Origin of the sequence: Microcystis sp. M079S1 (genome assembly GCF_020246425.1) — a bacterium.
GTDB classification, from domain to species: Bacteria; Cyanobacteriota; Cyanobacteriia; order Cyanobacteriales; family Microcystaceae; genus Microcystis; species Microcystis aeruginosa.
Genome location: NZ_JADBSZ010000195.1, coordinates 1 through 16,458, shown reverse-complemented (window position 1 = coordinate 16,458; position 16,458 = coordinate 1). Strand labels below are relative to the sequence as shown.

13 protein-coding genes and 1 pseudogene are annotated in these 16,458 nt (G+C 44.1%); 7 read left to right on the top strand and 7 right to left on the bottom strand.

Annotated features, from left to right (window positions below; genetic code table 11):
- Window positions 1-79 precede the first annotated feature (79 nt).
- Window positions 80-712 carry a response regulator gene (locus IM456_RS12780; RefSeq protein ID WP_002798381.1) on the top strand — a complete coding sequence of 211 codons (633 nt, stop codon included), beginning with the start codon at window positions 80-82 and terminating at the stop codon, window positions 710-712.
- A 1,222-nt stretch (window positions 713-1,934) separates the two neighbouring features.
- On the opposite strand, the gene IM456_RS12775 is transcribed toward IM456_RS12780, so the two are convergent.
- Window positions 1,935-2,480 (bottom strand): PEP-CTERM sorting domain-containing protein, encoded by a 546-nt coding sequence (locus IM456_RS12775; RefSeq protein WP_149987650.1) that lies wholly within the window; start codon window positions 2,478-2,480, stop codon window positions 1,935-1,937.
- A gap of 405 nt (window positions 2,481-2,885) precedes the next feature.
- On the opposite strand from IM456_RS12775, the gene IM456_RS12770 reads away from it, so the two are divergent.
- Together IM456_RS12770 and IM456_RS12765 are read left to right on the top strand one after the other, a co-directional pair.
- Window positions 2,886-3,326, top strand: a complete 441-nt coding sequence (locus IM456_RS12770; RefSeq protein ID WP_061432819.1) for a Fur family transcriptional regulator — start codon at window positions 2,886-2,888, stop codon at window positions 3,324-3,326.
- A 58-nt stretch (window positions 3,327-3,384) separates the two neighbouring features.
- Complete coding sequence (locus IM456_RS12765; protein ID WP_149987649.1) at window positions 3,385-5,025, top strand: DUF3685 domain-containing protein; 1,641 nt, start codon at window positions 3,385-3,387, stop codon at window positions 5,023-5,025.
- A 263-nt stretch (window positions 5,026-5,288) separates the two neighbouring features.
- Here IM456_RS12765 and IM456_RS12760 read toward each other — a convergent pair whose 3' ends face one another.
- On the bottom strand, window positions 5,289-5,852 hold the full coding sequence (locus IM456_RS12760) for a Uma2 family endonuclease (RefSeq protein ID WP_287693848.1): 564 nt from the start codon (window positions 5,850-5,852) through the stop codon (window positions 5,289-5,291).
- 176 nt (window positions 5,853-6,028) lie between these two features.
- Here IM456_RS12760 and IM456_RS12755 point away from each other — a divergent pair, with 176 nt between their 5' ends.
- The 3 genes from IM456_RS12755 to IM456_RS12745 are packed head-to-tail and all read left to right on the top strand — an operon-like array spanning window position 6,029 to window position 10,227.
- Window positions 6,029-6,754: a 15,16-dihydrobiliverdin:ferredoxin oxidoreductase gene (locus IM456_RS12755; RefSeq protein WP_149987656.1), complete on the top strand. Its 726-nt coding sequence runs from the start codon at window positions 6,029-6,031 to the stop codon at window positions 6,752-6,754.
- Between the two features lie 14 nt (window positions 6,755-6,768).
- Entirely contained in the window at window positions 6,769-7,512 is a 744-nt protein-coding gene (locus tag IM456_RS12750) for a phycoerythrobilin:ferredoxin oxidoreductase (RefSeq protein ID WP_149987647.1), read from the top strand.
- A gap of 21 nt (window positions 7,513-7,533) precedes the next feature.
- Window positions 7,534-10,227, top strand: coding sequence for a PAS domain S-box protein (locus IM456_RS12745; RefSeq protein WP_287693845.1), 2,694 nt, complete (start codon window positions 7,534-7,536; stop codon window positions 10,225-10,227).
- A gap of 59 nt (window positions 10,228-10,286) precedes the next feature.
- On the opposite strand, the gene IM456_RS12740 is transcribed toward IM456_RS12745, so the two are convergent.
- The 3 genes and pseudogenes from IM456_RS12740 to IM456_RS12730 all read right to left on the bottom strand — a co-directional run bounded on the left by IM456_RS12740 (window position 10,287) and on the right by IM456_RS12730 (window position 12,685).
- Window positions 10,287-10,589, bottom strand: a complete 303-nt coding sequence (locus IM456_RS12740; protein WP_149987645.1) for a hypothetical protein — start codon at window positions 10,587-10,589, stop codon at window positions 10,287-10,289.
- 170 nt (window positions 10,590-10,759) lie between these two features.
- On the bottom strand, window positions 10,760-11,452 hold the full coding sequence (locus IM456_RS12735) for a response regulator transcription factor (protein ID WP_149987644.1): 693 nt from the start codon (window positions 11,450-11,452) through the stop codon (window positions 10,760-10,762).
- Between the two features lie 24 nt (window positions 11,453-11,476).
- Window positions 11,477-12,685: pseudogene (locus IM456_RS12730) on the bottom strand (RNA-guided endonuclease InsQ/TnpB family protein).
- Between the two features lie 205 nt (window positions 12,686-12,890).
- Between IM456_RS12730 and IM456_RS12720 the strand changes: the two are divergent.
- Window positions 12,891-14,549 (top strand): CHAT domain-containing protein, encoded by a 1,659-nt coding sequence (locus tag IM456_RS12720; protein WP_149986612.1) that lies wholly within the window; start codon window positions 12,891-12,893, stop codon window positions 14,547-14,549.
- Between the two features lie 210 nt (window positions 14,550-14,759).
- On the opposite strand, the gene corA is transcribed toward IM456_RS12720, so the two are convergent.
- Both corA and IM456_RS12710 read right to left on the bottom strand, forming a co-directional pair.
- Window positions 14,760-15,917 (bottom strand): magnesium/cobalt transporter CorA, encoded by a 1,158-nt coding sequence (corA, locus tag IM456_RS12715; protein ID WP_149986613.1) that lies wholly within the window; start codon window positions 15,915-15,917, stop codon window positions 14,760-14,762.
- A 114-nt stretch (window positions 15,918-16,031) separates the two neighbouring features.
- Window positions 16,032-16,458 (bottom strand): RNA-guided endonuclease InsQ/TnpB family protein (locus tag IM456_RS12710; RefSeq protein WP_287705207.1); only part of this gene is annotated, 427 nt, incomplete at its 5' end.

Here is a 16,458-nt window from a genome sequence, read left to right as displayed (position 1 = left end):
AGATTGCCTAAACTAGGAGTAGTTCTGCCTCATGCAGATGGGTGAAAACCGTACATTTTCCCGTTAGGAATCAAAGATCATGCGGATTTTAATTGTTGAAGACGATCCTTTAATGCAGTTAGGTTTAGAACAAGCGCTCAGTGAACAGCCGGATTTTGAGATTGTTGGTCAAGCTAGTGATGGTCTAGCGGGGGTACAATTAGCCCTATCCCTACGGCCGGATTTAGTGGTCATGGACATCGGTTTACCCCGTCTCGATGGCATTGCGGCAACTAAACAGATTAAGGAAGGTTTAGCTAATGTTCATGTGGTCATGCTCACTTCCCACACTCTCCAACAGGAAGTGATCGCAGCTCTGGCTAGTGGTGCTGATGCCTATTGTATCAAGGGAGCCAGTCTCGATCGCCTTTTGGCCGCCATTGAAGCGGCCAAGGATGGGGCCACCTATTTAGACCCCCAAATTGCCCGTTTAGTCATGGATAATCTCAAACCGCCAGCAGTGCAACCTAATCCCAATCTAGCACTTTTATCGGAGCGAGAAATGGAGGTTTTAAAGTTAATTGTTGAGGGCAAAAGTAACGCTGAAATCGCCGAACAACTCTATTTAAGCACCAATACGATTAAAACCCATGTGCGGGGAATTATGAATAAATTAGCCGTGGACGACCGAGTACAAGCGGCCGTAATTGCCCTGCGATCGGGTATTGTTTAAGGAGAAAATTGCGATTTACCTTAAATGTCGGTCAGGGTAAGCGCATCTTAACAATCCTTGACAAAATGAACTTTATGTGAGTTGCTTACCCAGAGTGCGATTCAGGCATATTTGAGGAGAATTTGCCATCTCAATTGTTAAGCAAAAATCGACCAAATGGGTCGATTTCGTAACTATTCTGATTGACTGGTATCACTTGAAATGCCCACGCGGATCACAAAATTGACCAATTGTCAATAGCGTTTGAGATGCTCTCACCCTGGATTTGGACATCGGGAATATAAGCGTTTACTATGGTAATCATAGCAATTACCGTAGGTTGGGTTGAGCGAATAAATAGGTTGAAGAAAAACCTCTCGCTTCTAAGGGAAAGCGAGACCCAACACCCAACACCTAAATCCGTCTGAATCGGCGCTCGATCTTCCTCTCCTCTCATTGCTTTTTGTTGGGTTTCCTTGCGTCAACCCAACCTACGAAACTAACCGATTCGACTGACTTTAAATATAGCTTACAAGCTGTTTTGCCCAACCCTAGTTAGGGTTTGCTGAAAAAGTTTGTTGGTGGGGTTAGGAGTCAGGAGTCTCCGAGTCAGTAGCCGGTCGTTTCAGGCTTTGTTGCCCTCTTTTTTTGTACCAGTTTATGTACTAAAAAAGGATAATGCCAGGTTTTTGAAGGTCTTAATCCTATTTTCGCAGCATGAACATCGGATTTTAACAGGTCAAAAGCCTTATTTTAAAAGGGTTTTACCATTATTCAGCAAGCCCTAGTTAATCAGCCTTCAAGAATAAGTAAAAATTATAACTGTAAAATAAACAATTAGAATATTTAAATATTTGGGGCGATTAGTTAAATGTAACAAGTAAGTTACAAGATTTTGATTTTCCCAGAATTTGCCAAAATTTGGCTGTAAATCGGGGTTGCCTACATTTAATAATATGGTATGATCGTGGTATGCTGTGGGCTTAGTTTAAGCATTAAACCTTAAATCAACGGAAAACCAAGGCAATCAGGGGACTATATCGATTCTCTTGCCCAAAAAAAGCCGCTAGTGATGAGATTTTTTTATGTTGCAATTTTTGAAGTTTTGTAAAGGCTATTGACTTAAAGCCAGAATTGTGTAACTCTCCCCGCTCCCAAGTCCGGCACTCGCAGACAGTCAACAGCTAATCAAGTTGGGAACTAGGAGGAGAGGTCAACTCCTAGTCCCCTGTTTTTTGGGACATCAATTCCGCTTAAGGTACTTCAGTCCAGCGCCTAAGCCTCCTAGTACCAGCAAACTCAGCACAGTTGAGGGTTCGGGAATCGGGGCAGAAAAGTTAGAAATCGTCACACTAGCCCGTCCAAAAAGGTTGTCGCGAGTGAAAATACGGAAACCAAAGCTGTCGCCAGCTAGGACGTTAAACGTCGATGTCCCGTTTTGGACAACACCTCCCCCATTATTAGTTACTTGGGTGAAGCTGCCGTTGAGCAGATATCCGAAGGGATCCCAGAAAGGCCCATCAGCAGTCGAATAGTTCCAATCAAACGTCACCGTCCCAGCCGCAGCCGCAGTGGTGGTGTAGTCTGTGGTTCCAGAACCGCCAGAACCATTGTTCCCCCCAGTCAGGCTAATAGACGCGGGAGCGCCGCCGGTATTGACGAACCCGTCGGCATTACTATTGGTAAATGTCCAATTAATGGGAGCGTAGGGAGTTTGGAAACCGAACACTGTCGCGGCACTAGCACTAGAAGCAGCGGCTAGGGTGAGGCTAACAGTAGTGACAGTCATTGCGGTCTATGACCGCAATGACTCGAATAATTTTGGCGATTTGCTGGCCATGGCCCTAAAAATAAATTAATTTACGACTCTACCTTACAATCGAGCAAAATATTTTTCCAGAGGATTTTTTATAGAAATATTACGATCATATCTATATAGATAAGTAAATGGTTGGTTCTCTTATTCTTTGTGTGATCAGTTTAACTTATATAGTAGCGATCGATCTTTGTGTCCTCTGTGTCTGGAGTGGTTCTTTCCACTCATTCGCCCGCAAATCTACTCGAATCTGGCGCTGCTGATTTTTTATCTCAGTTTGAAGATGGGCTGAAAACTGGCGCAATGTGGACATCGATCGAAAGACTAAGCTAAACTGGTAATGACTATGTATTAGGGCGGAGGTCAACGGACGCAACTATGGACAATTTGGAGGTAAAACAAAAACCGATCCGGTGTTTAGAAGATGCGATCGAAAGGTGTCAAACTTTAGGAATGCGGGTTAGTCGTCAGCGTCGCTATATTTTAGAATTGCTGTGGCAAGCGCAGGAACACCTATCAGCGCGAGAAATTTATGATCGTCTCAATCTGCAAGGAAAGAACATCGGTCATACCTCAGTGTACCAAAACCTAGAGGCTCTATCGGGTCAAGGCATTATCGAATCTGTGGAACGCTGGGACGGCAGACTCTACGGCAACATCAGCGATTCCCACAGTCACGTCAATTGTCTGGACAGTCAACAAATCATCGATGTGCATATCCAACTTCCCCCGGAATTAATTAAACAGGTCGAGGCATCGACGGGGGTAAAAATTACCGATTATCGCATCGATTTCTATGGCTATAAACAAAACAAATGAGCCAGATAACTGTATAATTGACCCTGTGAATAGTATCCGTTGACAGGCTGCAACTCTTGTGATCGATCGCCCTCTCACCTTAATTATCATCGATAATGACCCGATTTTCCGCTTGGGTCTGGTGCAGGCCTTGTCGCAGATAGAAAATATTAGTATCGTCACCGAAGGGGATTTAGAAACAATTTTCGCTTTGACTCTTAATCCGGCCGCCGAAATTATCCTCATTGATCCTCTTTTTGATTGGTCTTACTGTGAAATTCTCCACTCTCGCTATCCCGAAAGTAAAATTGTTTTATTAACCTTTCCTCTCGATTCCAGACAGCAACTAATCGCCAGAGAATTAGGCATAGCAGGTTATATTCCCAAAGGCACAAACCTAGAGCAATTTATCATTATTTTAGGGCAAATTTCCCGAGATGAATCCCCAGATGTTGCCCCTTCTCCTCTCACCATTGCTACCCGTCCAAGTTTAGCCCCTAGCCATTGGTTAATCACTGCCGGAAAAACGGGATTAAATCGCATCGAAAGTGAATTACATTTAATTGATCTCCATCTCAATCAACAGTCTTTATCTGGCTTTGATCGCTTTTATTGGCAGGGGAGAAAACGAGAACTTTTAGCGGCTCTATGGCTAGTCAGAAAACTAATTCCTCTCGAAGGTAGCTATTACAATTCATCTTCAGTGACACCCCCGATAATAATTAACAATATCGATCGAGAATTACCAATTTTAAGCCGCGAGCGTCCCCTCTGTGTTTCTGCGGTTTTTGAGTCCACTTTAGCGGTCATTCGATCGCCTTTAATTAATAGAACAAAGATTAGTTTTGAAATTGATGTTTTACAGGATAATCGGCAACGGGAATTATTGTATTTAGTTCTCGATGAAATTCGGAAAAATGTCGATGAAATGAGATATTTACAGGTTAGCAGTGGGGAATTAACCAGTCGCTTAAATCTGATTATTTACGATATCTGGGAGAAAGTTACGCGTAAATTTTTAGAAATTAATGCCTCGGTTTATGATGAAATTAGTAAAGGCAGACTTAACGAAATTATTCTGGAAGAAAGAGAGGCAATTCACACAGAAATCCTCAATAAAATTCCTTTTACTCTTGACTTATTTTCCTATTTAGTGTACGAAAATAGTTTAACTATTGACGGAGTAGGATACCGAGCTAATGCTCCTGAAACCATCGCCAGAGCCGAAATTCTCCTGCAAAATCTCATTCATAATATTGCCAATGCAGTGACAGTAATTATTCTCAATAACTTCTCGGAATCGGAAAGAATCAAACAAAAACTTTACCAGTCAGAATTTCTCATCGCCAGAAAATTAGCTAAAATCCGCAATGAATTATCTTGGAAATACCGACGGCAACAATACTGGCAAGAACCTAAAGATATCTTTGAAAGTCAATATCAATTATTTCACTATAGCGAGGGAGAAATCCAATCTCTAGCCATTTATTCCCCTCGACAGGAAGAATTAAATAGTTTAACAGGCATACCCTGGTTAGTTTCGATCGCCTTAGAATTAAGAGACTCTTTATCTCCTCGTTTACGCGCTTTTTTTCGGGTGGCAGGTAAGGGAGTAGTCTATATTCTTATCCAAGTTATCGGTCGCGGTATTGGTTTAGTAGTTCGCGGGGTTTTACAGGGAGTCGGTAACACTTGGCAGGAAGTCAAAGGTAAAAAGTAAGTGACTAAGAACAAGAGGTAATACTAAATCCCTGTTTAAAAGGTATAGGAAAGTGGGGAGCTTTTTTCAGTGATCAGTAAACAGTAATACTAAATCCGTTGAGTATAGGCTACATATCAAGACAGGCAAAAGGCAAAAGGGGGGATAAATAATCATTATTTAATAACCGGATTTAGTATAATCAGTGAACTGATAACTCACTTCTGAAAACTAAAAACTCATAGCTGATAACTGGTAACTGATAACTGATAACTGATAATCCGTTAGCCTCTTAACCAGTCAAATAATTGACCGAGGGTGATTTGAAAACCGATCGCAAAAGCGGGGACGGGTAAAAGAGCATTTTCTGATTCAAAGATAGCGATAGTTCGATCACTAAAATAAACAAAGATAATTTCTTCTTCGGGGTCGATTAACCAACCCATTTGAGTGCCGTTATCTAGACAATAAAGAATATTTTTAACAACTTTAGTCTGATTTTGATCGGGAGAGAGAATTTCAATTAACCAGTCAGGAGCGATTGCAAAATTATTTAATACTTTTCTTTTGGCATCGCGGGGAATATTTTCCCAGAGAAAAACTGAAACATCAGGAACTAGAGAACGACTGCCAAAAGTACAACGCAATTGAGGATAAGCACGGGCAATTCGTTGGGGTTTTAGACTGGCGTTAATAGCTGGAACTAAATCACCTTGAATAGTGCTATGTTTACCTTGGGGCATGGGTTTGGCAATAATTTGACCGTCAATAAATTCCTTGCGGGGTTTAGTTTCTGGTAATTGCAGAAATTCCCTTAGTGTCAGGGAATTATTAACAGTTACAACCATAAAATTTTTTTATTGATCGCTATGATCGTTAATTTTAACGCAATTTTTCAAAGCCGACGGGATCGGCAATACTCGCCCCGCTACTATATTACAAAGTATTAACTTCTCTCTCAGAAACGGGACAAAAGGCGGGTAGGTTGCCTATGCTTGCAAAAACCCCAAGCACCGACGAGTATATGTTTCAGCCCTTCCTCCACTACCTAGAGCGAGAACTATTCGCACGCTTCCCGTTACAGACTCGTCCGATTCTGCCAGAGTTGGAATTTCAAGTTAGTCAACGGGGGAAAAATCCGGCTATGATTGAAAGCTGGTGCTATCAGTGTCCCCAATTCCGCAAAATTCGTTACACCTACATTAACGCGGGGGAAACAGCCCAAATCTTTAATAGTGTCATTTACCCTAGTTACAATTACGATTTACCCCTGCTGGGCATTGATTTTTTGTCGTTTGGAAAAAAGAAAATATTGGTAGTTCTCGATTTTCAACCTCTTTTTCGCGACCGAGATTATTTAATCAAATACATCGAACCCATGCGATCAATCCGGGATAAATACCCCGATTTAGCTCAAGATTTGCCGATGAAATACTACGACGCTAATCAGTATTTTTCCCCCTATCTGCTCTTCGCCAAAACCGATGCGGAGACGGTAGTTAAACAACTTTTCCCCGCTTATCAAGAGTTTATCCAACTGTATTGGCAACTGTTAGAAAAAGCCCAAACCCTAACCAGCGCAGCCGCTCAAGAACCGATTATCGCCGCCCAAAAAGACTACGATCGATATAGTGCCGAACGGGATCCCGCTTCTGGTCTATTTAGCAGTTATTTCGGTCAGGAATGGTCAGAAAAATTCCTGCACGAATTCCTCTTTGAAGATGCCATTGCCACCGCCATCCACGCTTAGAAAAAAGCTTGCTCATGTCCCTTTATCAACCCTTTTTAGACTCCGCTTTCACCCTGCTGTCAGAACATTTGTCCCTACAACCCTATCCCATTCCCGCCGGCTTTGAACGGAAGGAAACAGTTACAGGCAAGGGAAAAAGACAGGAAACGGTCATTACCACCAGCTACGCTTGGCAATCCTCAAAATTGCGGCAAATTCGAGCCGCCCACGTTTGCGGAGGTGATTCCCTTCAGGTGCTTAATTTTGTCATTTTTCCCCGTTTAGAGTACGATTTGCCCTTTTTCGGGGCGGATTTAGTCACCTTGCCAGGGGGTCATCTGATTGCGATCGATCTGCAGCCACTTTTCCACGATCGCAATTACCAAAAAAAATACAGCGATCCAATTATGCCGATTTTCCGCTCCTATCAGGCTGATTTGCCCTGGGGAGGCGACTTTCCCGAAGAAGCGAAGGGCTTTTTTTCCCCCGCCTTTCTCTGGACAAGACCCCCGGAGACGGAAACCGTGCAAACGCGGGTTTTAGGGGCATTTAAGGACTATCTACAAGCTTATTTGACTCTGGTAGCTTCATCGGCAGCGATTAGCGATCGCCAACAATTAACGGCGATCGAAAAAGCCCAATTAGCCTACATTAACTATCGTGCCGCTAAAGATCCCGCTAGGGGAATGTTTACCCGTCTCTACGGACAGGAATGGACAGAAGAATATATTCACGGTTTCCTGTTTGATTTAGAGCGTCAATTGGCGATAATTGGTTGAGTTTTCCCGATCAACCCCGCTATGATTAGCGGTTATCAAGACAAAAAAACTTCCGTGGTAAGTGTACTATTGATCATCACTCCCAAGATTATCTATCTCGGTCTGGCCGGGATAGCGGTCTTGGGAATTTATTATTTATTGCAGAGTCAGATCGCCAGTCGTCGTCAAGTGGAGATAACTTTACGACAACAAACCGAGCGGGAGCGTTTAATCAATCAGATCGCCCAAAATATTCGGCAATCCTTAAAATTAGGGGAAGTTTTAACCACCACCGTCGCCGATGTGCGTCAATTTTTACTCACCGATCGCGTGTTAATTTATCGTCTCAATGACGACGGTACGGGTAGCGCCATTACCGAGTCAGTTTTGCCGGAATATCCCGCCATTTTGGGGCAAACTTTCCCCCCCGAAGTCTTTCCCCCGGAATATCATCAGGCATATATCCAGGGCAAAATCCGGGCAATCGCTGATGTTAACCGAGAAGATGTGGAACCCTGTCTAGTAGAATTCCTGGCCCAGTTCCGCGTCCAAGCTAAATTAGTCGTTCCCATTATCCAACAGTTCCGCGAACAGGATTCATCTACCCCGCACCTCTGGGGACTGTTGATCGCTCACCACTGCCGCAGCCAGCGACAATGGCAACCCCTAGAAATCGACCTGATGAAACAGTTAGCCACCCAAGTGGCGATCGCTATTCAGCAATCGGAACTCTACGAACAACTGGGACAACTAAACGCCGAATTAGAGGATCGGGTGCGTCAACGTACCGAAGAACTAGCCCGGACTAACGACGCACTAAGAGAAGAAATCGCCGAACGTCAACGCACAGAGGTGGCCCTGCGTCATACCAACCAAACTCTACAATCTTTGATCGCCGCCTCTCCCCGGGCAATTTTTAGCCTCGATTTACAGGAAAGGGTGAAAATGTGGAATCCGGCGGCCGAAAGAATGTTCGGTTGGACGGAAGCAGAAGTGATCGATCGCCCCAATCCCGTCATTTCTAGGGAAAATGAACCGGAGTACGAAAAACTCTGGCAGAGCGTTTTAGCGGGAATATCGCCCCCTAGTCTGGAAATTGGCCGTCAAACTAAGGACGGAAAAGCGATCGAGATCGTCTTTTCTGCCGCTCCCCTCACCGATAGTGATGGTCAAATCGACGGGTTAGTGGCAGTGGTGGCCGATATCAGCGAACAGAAGCGACAAGCGGAACAGGTGCGTCTTTTACAGTCGGTGGTAGTCAATACCAATGATGCGGTAATTATCACCGAAGCCGGGCCGATCGAGCCGCCAGGACCGCGGATTCTCTACGTTAACCAAGCTTTCACCACCATGACAGGCTATAGTCTTGAGGAAGTGCTGGGCCAAACCCCACGCATTTTTCAGGGACCAAAAACCGATCCCGAAGCTGTTAAAAGAGTGCGAGATGCCTTCTTGCGTTTGCAACCTGTCACCGGGGAGGCGATCAACTATCGCAAGGATGGCAGTGAATTTTGGGTGGAGTTTAGTATTGTGCCGGTGGCGGATAAACGGGGAAAATATACCCACTGGATTTCTATTCAACGGGATATTAGCGAACGCAAACAAACAGAGGAAGCACTGCGACAGAGTGAAGAACGTTTTCGCTCCCTGATCGAGAATGCCCTCGACATTATCACAATTATCGGTTCTAACGGCACGATTTACTACGAAAATCCCTCCGTCGAGAAGGTTTTAGGCTATTCTCCCCCGGAATTAATCGGTCAAAACTTTTTTTCCTATATTCACAAAGATGATCTGGCCGATGTCTGTTCCCTGTTAAGTCAATCTCTCAACAATAGCGGAGAAACCCGCTCGATCGAGTTCCGTCGTCGTCATCAGGATGGCCAATGGCGCACTTTTGAGGCCCTGCCGAAGGCCTTAAGTTTTAACGAAACCGGGGAACTAGCGCTCGAAGGTGCTGCTTCCCCGAAAATTTTTATCAATTCTCGCGATATTACCGAACGCAAGCGCCTTGATGAGGTGCGGATGGCCCTGGAACGGGAAAAAGCCCTTAGCGCCCTGAAAACTAACTTTTTTTCCATGGTTTCCCACGAATTTCGCACCCCTTTAAGCACGGTGCTGGCCGCGTCCCAGTTGTTGGAAACTTCCCCCGGCGCTTGGGAAAATCCCGAAAAAAGGGAACGGAATCTGCATCGCATTCAAGAGTCAGTCCGCAATATGGTGCAGTTACTCGATGATATTCTCACTATTAATCGCGCCGAAACTGGTAAGTTAGAATTTAATCCCCAATGGTTGGATCTGGAGAAATTTGGCCGTCATCTACTGGAGGAAATGCAGTTGAGCGCCGGCAGTCAACACACGCTAATTTTTGTCTGTCAGGAAACTAATACTAGCGCCTACGTCGATGAAAAGTTATTGCGATCGATCCTAGAAAATCTGCTCACTAACGCGATTAAATATTCACCCACCGACGGACAGGTCCACTGTTCTATTACTTTTTTGGAGAAGGCTATTCAATTACAGATTCGCGATCGGGGTTTGGGCATTTCGATGGAAGATCAAAAACAGTTATTTGAACCTTTCTATCGCGGAAAAAATGTCCGTCACATCGCCGGGACAGGGTTGGGTTTGGTGGTAGTGCAGAAATGCGTGGAACTACACGGCGGTTCGATCGAAATTGCTAGTATCCCCGGTAATGGAACCACTGTCACGATTCTATTACCGAAAGTGACCTGAAATTAAATAAATCGGAGCGAGAATCATTCTCAATGAGCGGAAAACTTCTGGGGAAGAAATTAGGAAACACCACCCAGACGGGCATATTCTAAAATTGACCGGCTGAGAGCATCGCGATCATCGCGGGTGAGATAATAATTCCGGCCGCCGATATCATTGAGAAATCGCAGTAGGGCAAGACAAGCAGACTCTAGATCCGCTCTGTGTCGGGCAGCCGCTAAAGCTTGTTCAGAGGTGGCATAAACTAGGCAATCGCTAATTCCTTCGCTGCCATCCACTCGCCAACATTGAAAAGAATAACCCTGCATTTCTAGGATCAATTCAATCTGCCAGCCGTGATAGTCAAATCGCGTATAAATCATTTCAAGCAGCCCCTTTTAGGAGAGGAGAGTCACAGGTTTGACCGCTCTGATTGTCTAGAAGCCCTGCACCTGTCTAACTTTCTAATTTAACGGGTGATTATGGAAACCCTCTGCAAACTTTGTGCAGATTTCGTGCAGAAATGATTTTGTCTACTGTCCCAAGGCAGATATTACTTTAAACGATAACCGAGACCGTGAACGGTTTCAATAAAGTCTTCCGGCGCACCGAGGGATTTTAGCTTGTGACGAAGACCGCGAATATGGGAAGTAACGGTTTCCTCGGCCGGAGAATCGTCCAAAGACCAAACTCGCTCAATAATACCCGATCGACTTAAGACCCGGCGCCCATGGGTAACAAGTAATTCTAAGAGAGCGAATTCCTTGGGGGTGAGGGAAAGAAGTTGACTGTTATAACTGGCCTCGTGGGTACTGGGATTTAACTGCAACCCCCCCCAAGATAATAAAACACTGCTGGTGCTGCTGCCGCGTCGGATCAAGGCCCGAATCCGCGCCATTAATTCGCCCAAATCGAAGGGTTTAGTGACATAATCATCGGCCCCCGCGTCTAATCCGTCGATTTTATCGATTACCGTATCCCTTGCGGTTAATAATAGGACGGGAACGGTGGCATTAGCAAAGACGGGATGATGGGATTCCGCTCGTCGCAGACGTTGACAGAGCAAAGTTCCGCTTAATTTTGGCAGGGTGACATCGAGAACTAAAAGATCATATTTGCCTAATTCTAGCCAATTCCAGCCTTCTTCTCCGTCTCTAGCCACATCGACAACGTATTGTCGCTCGCTCAATGCCTCTCGCAAAATCTCGGCTAGTTGCATATCATCTTCTACTACTAAAATTCGCATGGTCTAGAGTTGACACTCCCGCTGTCAAGCTGACGCTGTGACGGGGGATTCTTGATTCACAGAAACCCGCTTTTCGGTACAAGTACCAACGAGTCTTACAGTTTCTCCCCAAGCTTGAAATTCCGACTGTCCATCGGTATTTGTTGACAGTATTCTCATACCTTCTTCCCTTAAATTCTTGGCGGCGTTTTCATCTCTATCGTGCTGCGTCTTACATTCTGGACAAATCCATTCACGAATACTGAGAGTCAACAAATCATTTTTAAATCCACAGCCAGAACAGAGTTTTGTACTCGGATAAAACCTGTCAACTTCTACAAGTTTTCCTCCCTCTCTTTCTAGCTTGTAATCCAAGAAATTAAGCAACATACCAAAACCAGCGTCATGTATTGATTTGGCTAATTTAGTCCTTGCTAACCCTTTAATATTCAGATTCTCGGCTACAACGATTTGGTTTTCATCGCATAACTTTCTGGAGAGTTTATGAAGAAAATCCTGTCTAGTATTTGCTATCTTTTCGTGAACCTTGGCTACCTCCTTAATGGCTTTTTGGCGATTATTAGACCCCTTGGCTTTACGAGACAATGCTTGTTGTCTCCGCTTTAAACGTTTAGCATATTTTCTGGTAGGTTTGATTGGGTCAACCTTGTAGGTTGTTTCACCATCAAAAACTGTAACCAAAGAAGATAAACCTAGGTCTATCCCTGATATTTTTAGTTTTTCAATGGTTGTTGAGTCATCCATTTCCAACAAGATTGCAGCAAAATATTTATCTGTACTGGTTTTAGAAACAGTTACCGACTTAATCTGGCCATTTATCACTTGAGAAATATTAGCTTTTACCACCCCTAATTTAGGTAGTTTAATTCCCTTATTTCTAATTGAACAACTTTCAGGATAACGGATTGATTGTTTTTTATGCTTACTTTTAAACTTAGGGAATTTTGTTCTTTTTGAGAAGAAGTTCTTAAAAGCAGATTCTAAGTTTTTCAATGATTGCTGCAAGGTAGCGGCAGTAGCCTCAGCTAATCATTCAAAATCTGGTTGTTTCTTGAGTTGGGTAAGGTCTTTTGCCATGTCACAGTAGGTCATTCCTTTACCCGTCTCTAGGTACTGATTGTTAGTTTTATTTAAGTAGTAATTCCAAACAAAACGAACGCAACCAAAGTTTTTAGCTAGGGCCAGTTCTTGTTCTTTGTTTGGGTATATTCTTACTTTTAAAACATTTAACATCAGCCTGACCCCATCTGTACTATTTTTTACTATAAGGCTTACCGCTTAAATGTGTCAAGTTCATACATACCTTGAGAATCAAGCCTTAACGCTGTCGCGTTAAGGCTTGATTCTGGTGGCAATTCATCGTTACGTTAATTTCTGGTATATTTTTGATGAAGGAGAAATTTAACGGGAGTCCTCTTGCTCCATTTAGATAGCCACAATGACCGATGATGCCATCCCTAGTCTAAATTTAGCGATCTCTAGTTTAGCGACAAGTAATCATTTCGCCCGTTGGGTGACGAAAGCACCCCTACCGGGGGGATATGTGCATCATGACTGTGAATGGACCGAGAGTCTAACCACGGAATGGATGGCATGGCAGGAAATGTTCTGTCTGCAAAAAATGCCGACCTTGCCGATGTTAGAGCAATTAGAAGCAAATTCTCGACCTAAACTGACTCTTTCGGGAGAAGGCGGCAGTTATGGCGGTCAATTAATGCAGAAACTAGGTATTAGTCTCTGGCAATGGTTATTTCAAGCATCAATTGGTCAAAGTTTCGCCCAAAGTCAGGGAATCGCCCTCGGCAAAAATCAGCCCCTGCGAATTCGCTTGGAATGTCGCAATCCCCATTTAATTCTGCTGCCCTGGGAAATTATGCAGCAAGCAGGTAAACAGGCCATATCTCTGCATCCGAATATACTCTTTAGCCGCACCACCAGCGATGTGGACCCACTGCCACCGATCAAACCGAGTAATAGTCTCAGTATTCTCTTAGTTATCGGCGAAAAACAGATTAAAACCGCCGCTAGTTCCCTCAACCTCACCGCCATTAATACGGGTGGAGAAACTAATTCCGACCAGGCACTGGAATCCGAGGCCGCCAATCTCATCCGGGTTATCTCCCCTGGGGGCAGTAGTTCCCTCCCTGAGAATTTGGGAGTGAAAGTCAAAGTCGATACCTTAATTCGACCGGAGGCCGAAGAACTGACCAGGGCCTTGGATACGGGTAAATATCAAGCTTTTTTCTACGCCGGTCACGGAATGGCCGCCCCCAATGGCGGTTCCCTATTTCTGCGGCCGGGGGAACAGCTAAATGGGACGGAGTTAGCCCAAGCTTTGGTGAGAAATCAGGTCATTTTAACCGTTTTTAATGCCTGTTGGGGTGCTTATCCCGCTAAATCAGGTCAGGAGATGATCCCCCGCAGCAGTCTGGCGGAAGTCTTGATTCACCACGGCGTTCCCGCAGTTTTGGCCATGCGAGATGCGATCGCTGATCGAGAGGCCTTGAGTTTTATCGAAGTTTTTACCCGCACCCTCTTCGGGTTCAAAGACAAAGAAGCGCAGATGTCCAACTTGTTTCCCGGTCCGAGAGTCCCTATTGATCAGGCCGTTCGCATCGCCAGGCAGCAGTTATTAACCCTCTACAAGTACAATCAACCCGCTTGGACTTTGCCGATCCTCTATATGCACCCGGAATTCGACGGGCAATTGCTGCAAACCCTTGATGAGACTCAATCACCGACGGTTATGCCCAATATCTCCAGAACCATGCCCGCCGCTTTCTTATACTATCTCGATCGTCCCGAAAGAAAATGGTCAATCCGTGGTGGTGGCATGAATATAGGACGGGACATGGAAAATGATCTACAGATTACTGAAAAATGGGTTAGTAAAAACCATTGTCGGATAATTTGCCGTAAAAAACCCGATGATTCAGACTATCAATACTTTCTCGAAGATTTCTCCCGTTTTGGTACTTTTATCTACCAAGATGGCCACTGGAAACAGGTACATAACCAAGAAGTTCCCCTAGAGTCCGGTTTACAGATTCGCTTCGGCAGTTACCAAGGCCAAATCCTCGCATTTGTGGTGGAATAATTAGGGTTGGCTGAAAAAGTTTGTCGTCGGGGCAGGGTGTGGGGTGTGGGGTGTGGGGAGATGGGGTGTTGGGGGAGTGGAAATTATGAATTATGAATTATGAATTATGAATTGGGGAGGTGGGGAGATGGGAGAATAAATAAAATAGTCTCGGAGTCTCCTGTCTCGGAGTCTCCTGTCTCGGAGTCTCCTGTCTCCTGCCTTCGTTAACTAACTTTTTGCTTCCTCTTTAAGGGAATAAATTGGTTTAAACCAACCTTTGCGCCAGAAGTAGAAAATCAAGCCTCCCGCTACGGCTAACATGACTAACCAGACCATGAAATAACTCCATTCTCCTTTTAATTCTGGCATATTCTCGAAGTTCATGCCATAGACACCAACGATAAAAGTTAAGGGAATAAAAATCGTCGAAATTACCGTTAAAAACTTCATAATTTCGTTTAATTTATTGCCCATAGTGGACATATAAACATCCATCAAACTCGCCGCTAATTCTCGATAAGCTTCGATAATTTCCAGAATTTGAATGACGTGGTCGTAGGAATCCCGAAAATAAATTTGTACTTCATCACTGACTATACCATGATGGTCCCGCATGAGCAGATGTAGGACATTTCGCATCGGCCAAATTAAGCGACGCAGTGCCAATAATTCCCGACGGACATCATAGATTTCCTGCATTGTATCTCGATCGGGATTACTAATAATCGCATCTTCCAACGCTTCAATCCGATCTTCGTAGTGTTCTACCACGGGAAAATAACCATCGATAATCGTATCTAATAATAAATAGGTTAAATAATCCGCCCCCGATTTCCGTACTCGTCCCTGGGAAGTGCGAATTCGATCTCTCACTATCTCAAAACAGTCCTGTAATTCCTCCTCTTGAAAACTTAAAAGATAGCGTTTTCCCAAGACAAAACTCACCTGTTCCGTATCAAAACCGCTTTCATCTTCCTTCAGTCGCACCATCTGAGAAATCACTAACAATTGATTGTTATAGTCCTCTAACTTGGGTCGCTGCGGCACATTAACCACATCTTCTAATAACAAAGGATGCAGATTAAAAATGTCTCCCACCTGTTTTAAAACCGTCTCACTCCCTAACCCTTGAATATCCATCCAAGACACGGTATTTGTGCCAATATAGGGGGCGCAAGCATTGGGGGTAATATCCACCTTGCGAACGGCGTTATCTTCATCGTAGTCAATTAAAATAATCCGCGAGGGTTTGGCATCCGGTTCGATAATTAATGTCCCTGGTTCACTACCCGGTTCATCATAAAAATAATCGAAGTAGTCTTCTTCCTCGTCTCCATCGGTATCGGGACGATTGTTGACGAATATATCGGGTTGTAGTTGGGTCATAAGCTTACAACAATCTGGCTAATTTGGGCAATAAGAAAACAGAAAAGTTAAAAAATTTAATTTGCCTAAAGTTACTATCTATCGCCATGAGATTACATTGACATACTCCCACCGTCACAGCGTAGCTTGACGGGGGATTCTTTCCACATCGCTGTTAGAAATTCCTTGTTCAACGAGACAACTTAGATTCTCAATGTCTCCACTGAAAACCCAGAGGTCGGACTCTCCCAAGGCGTTTAGGTCGGTTTCTGTTTGCCCAACAGTACCGTTGAGATAATTTCCCAAATATTGCAACCCTTTTTTAAGAATGTTGATTGCTGCATTATGATCTCTATCTAAGACTGTTTTACAATTGAGGCATTGATGAGTTCTAGTGCTTAATGTTTTTTGAACTCTCGTCCCACAAACTGAACAATCTTGGCTAGTAAAATGGGGAGGAACAGCAATACAAACAATCCGATAAATCTTGGCAAAATAATTCAACCATTCAGTGAATTGATACCAAGAAGCATCACTAATCGACTTGGCAAGTTTACGGTTT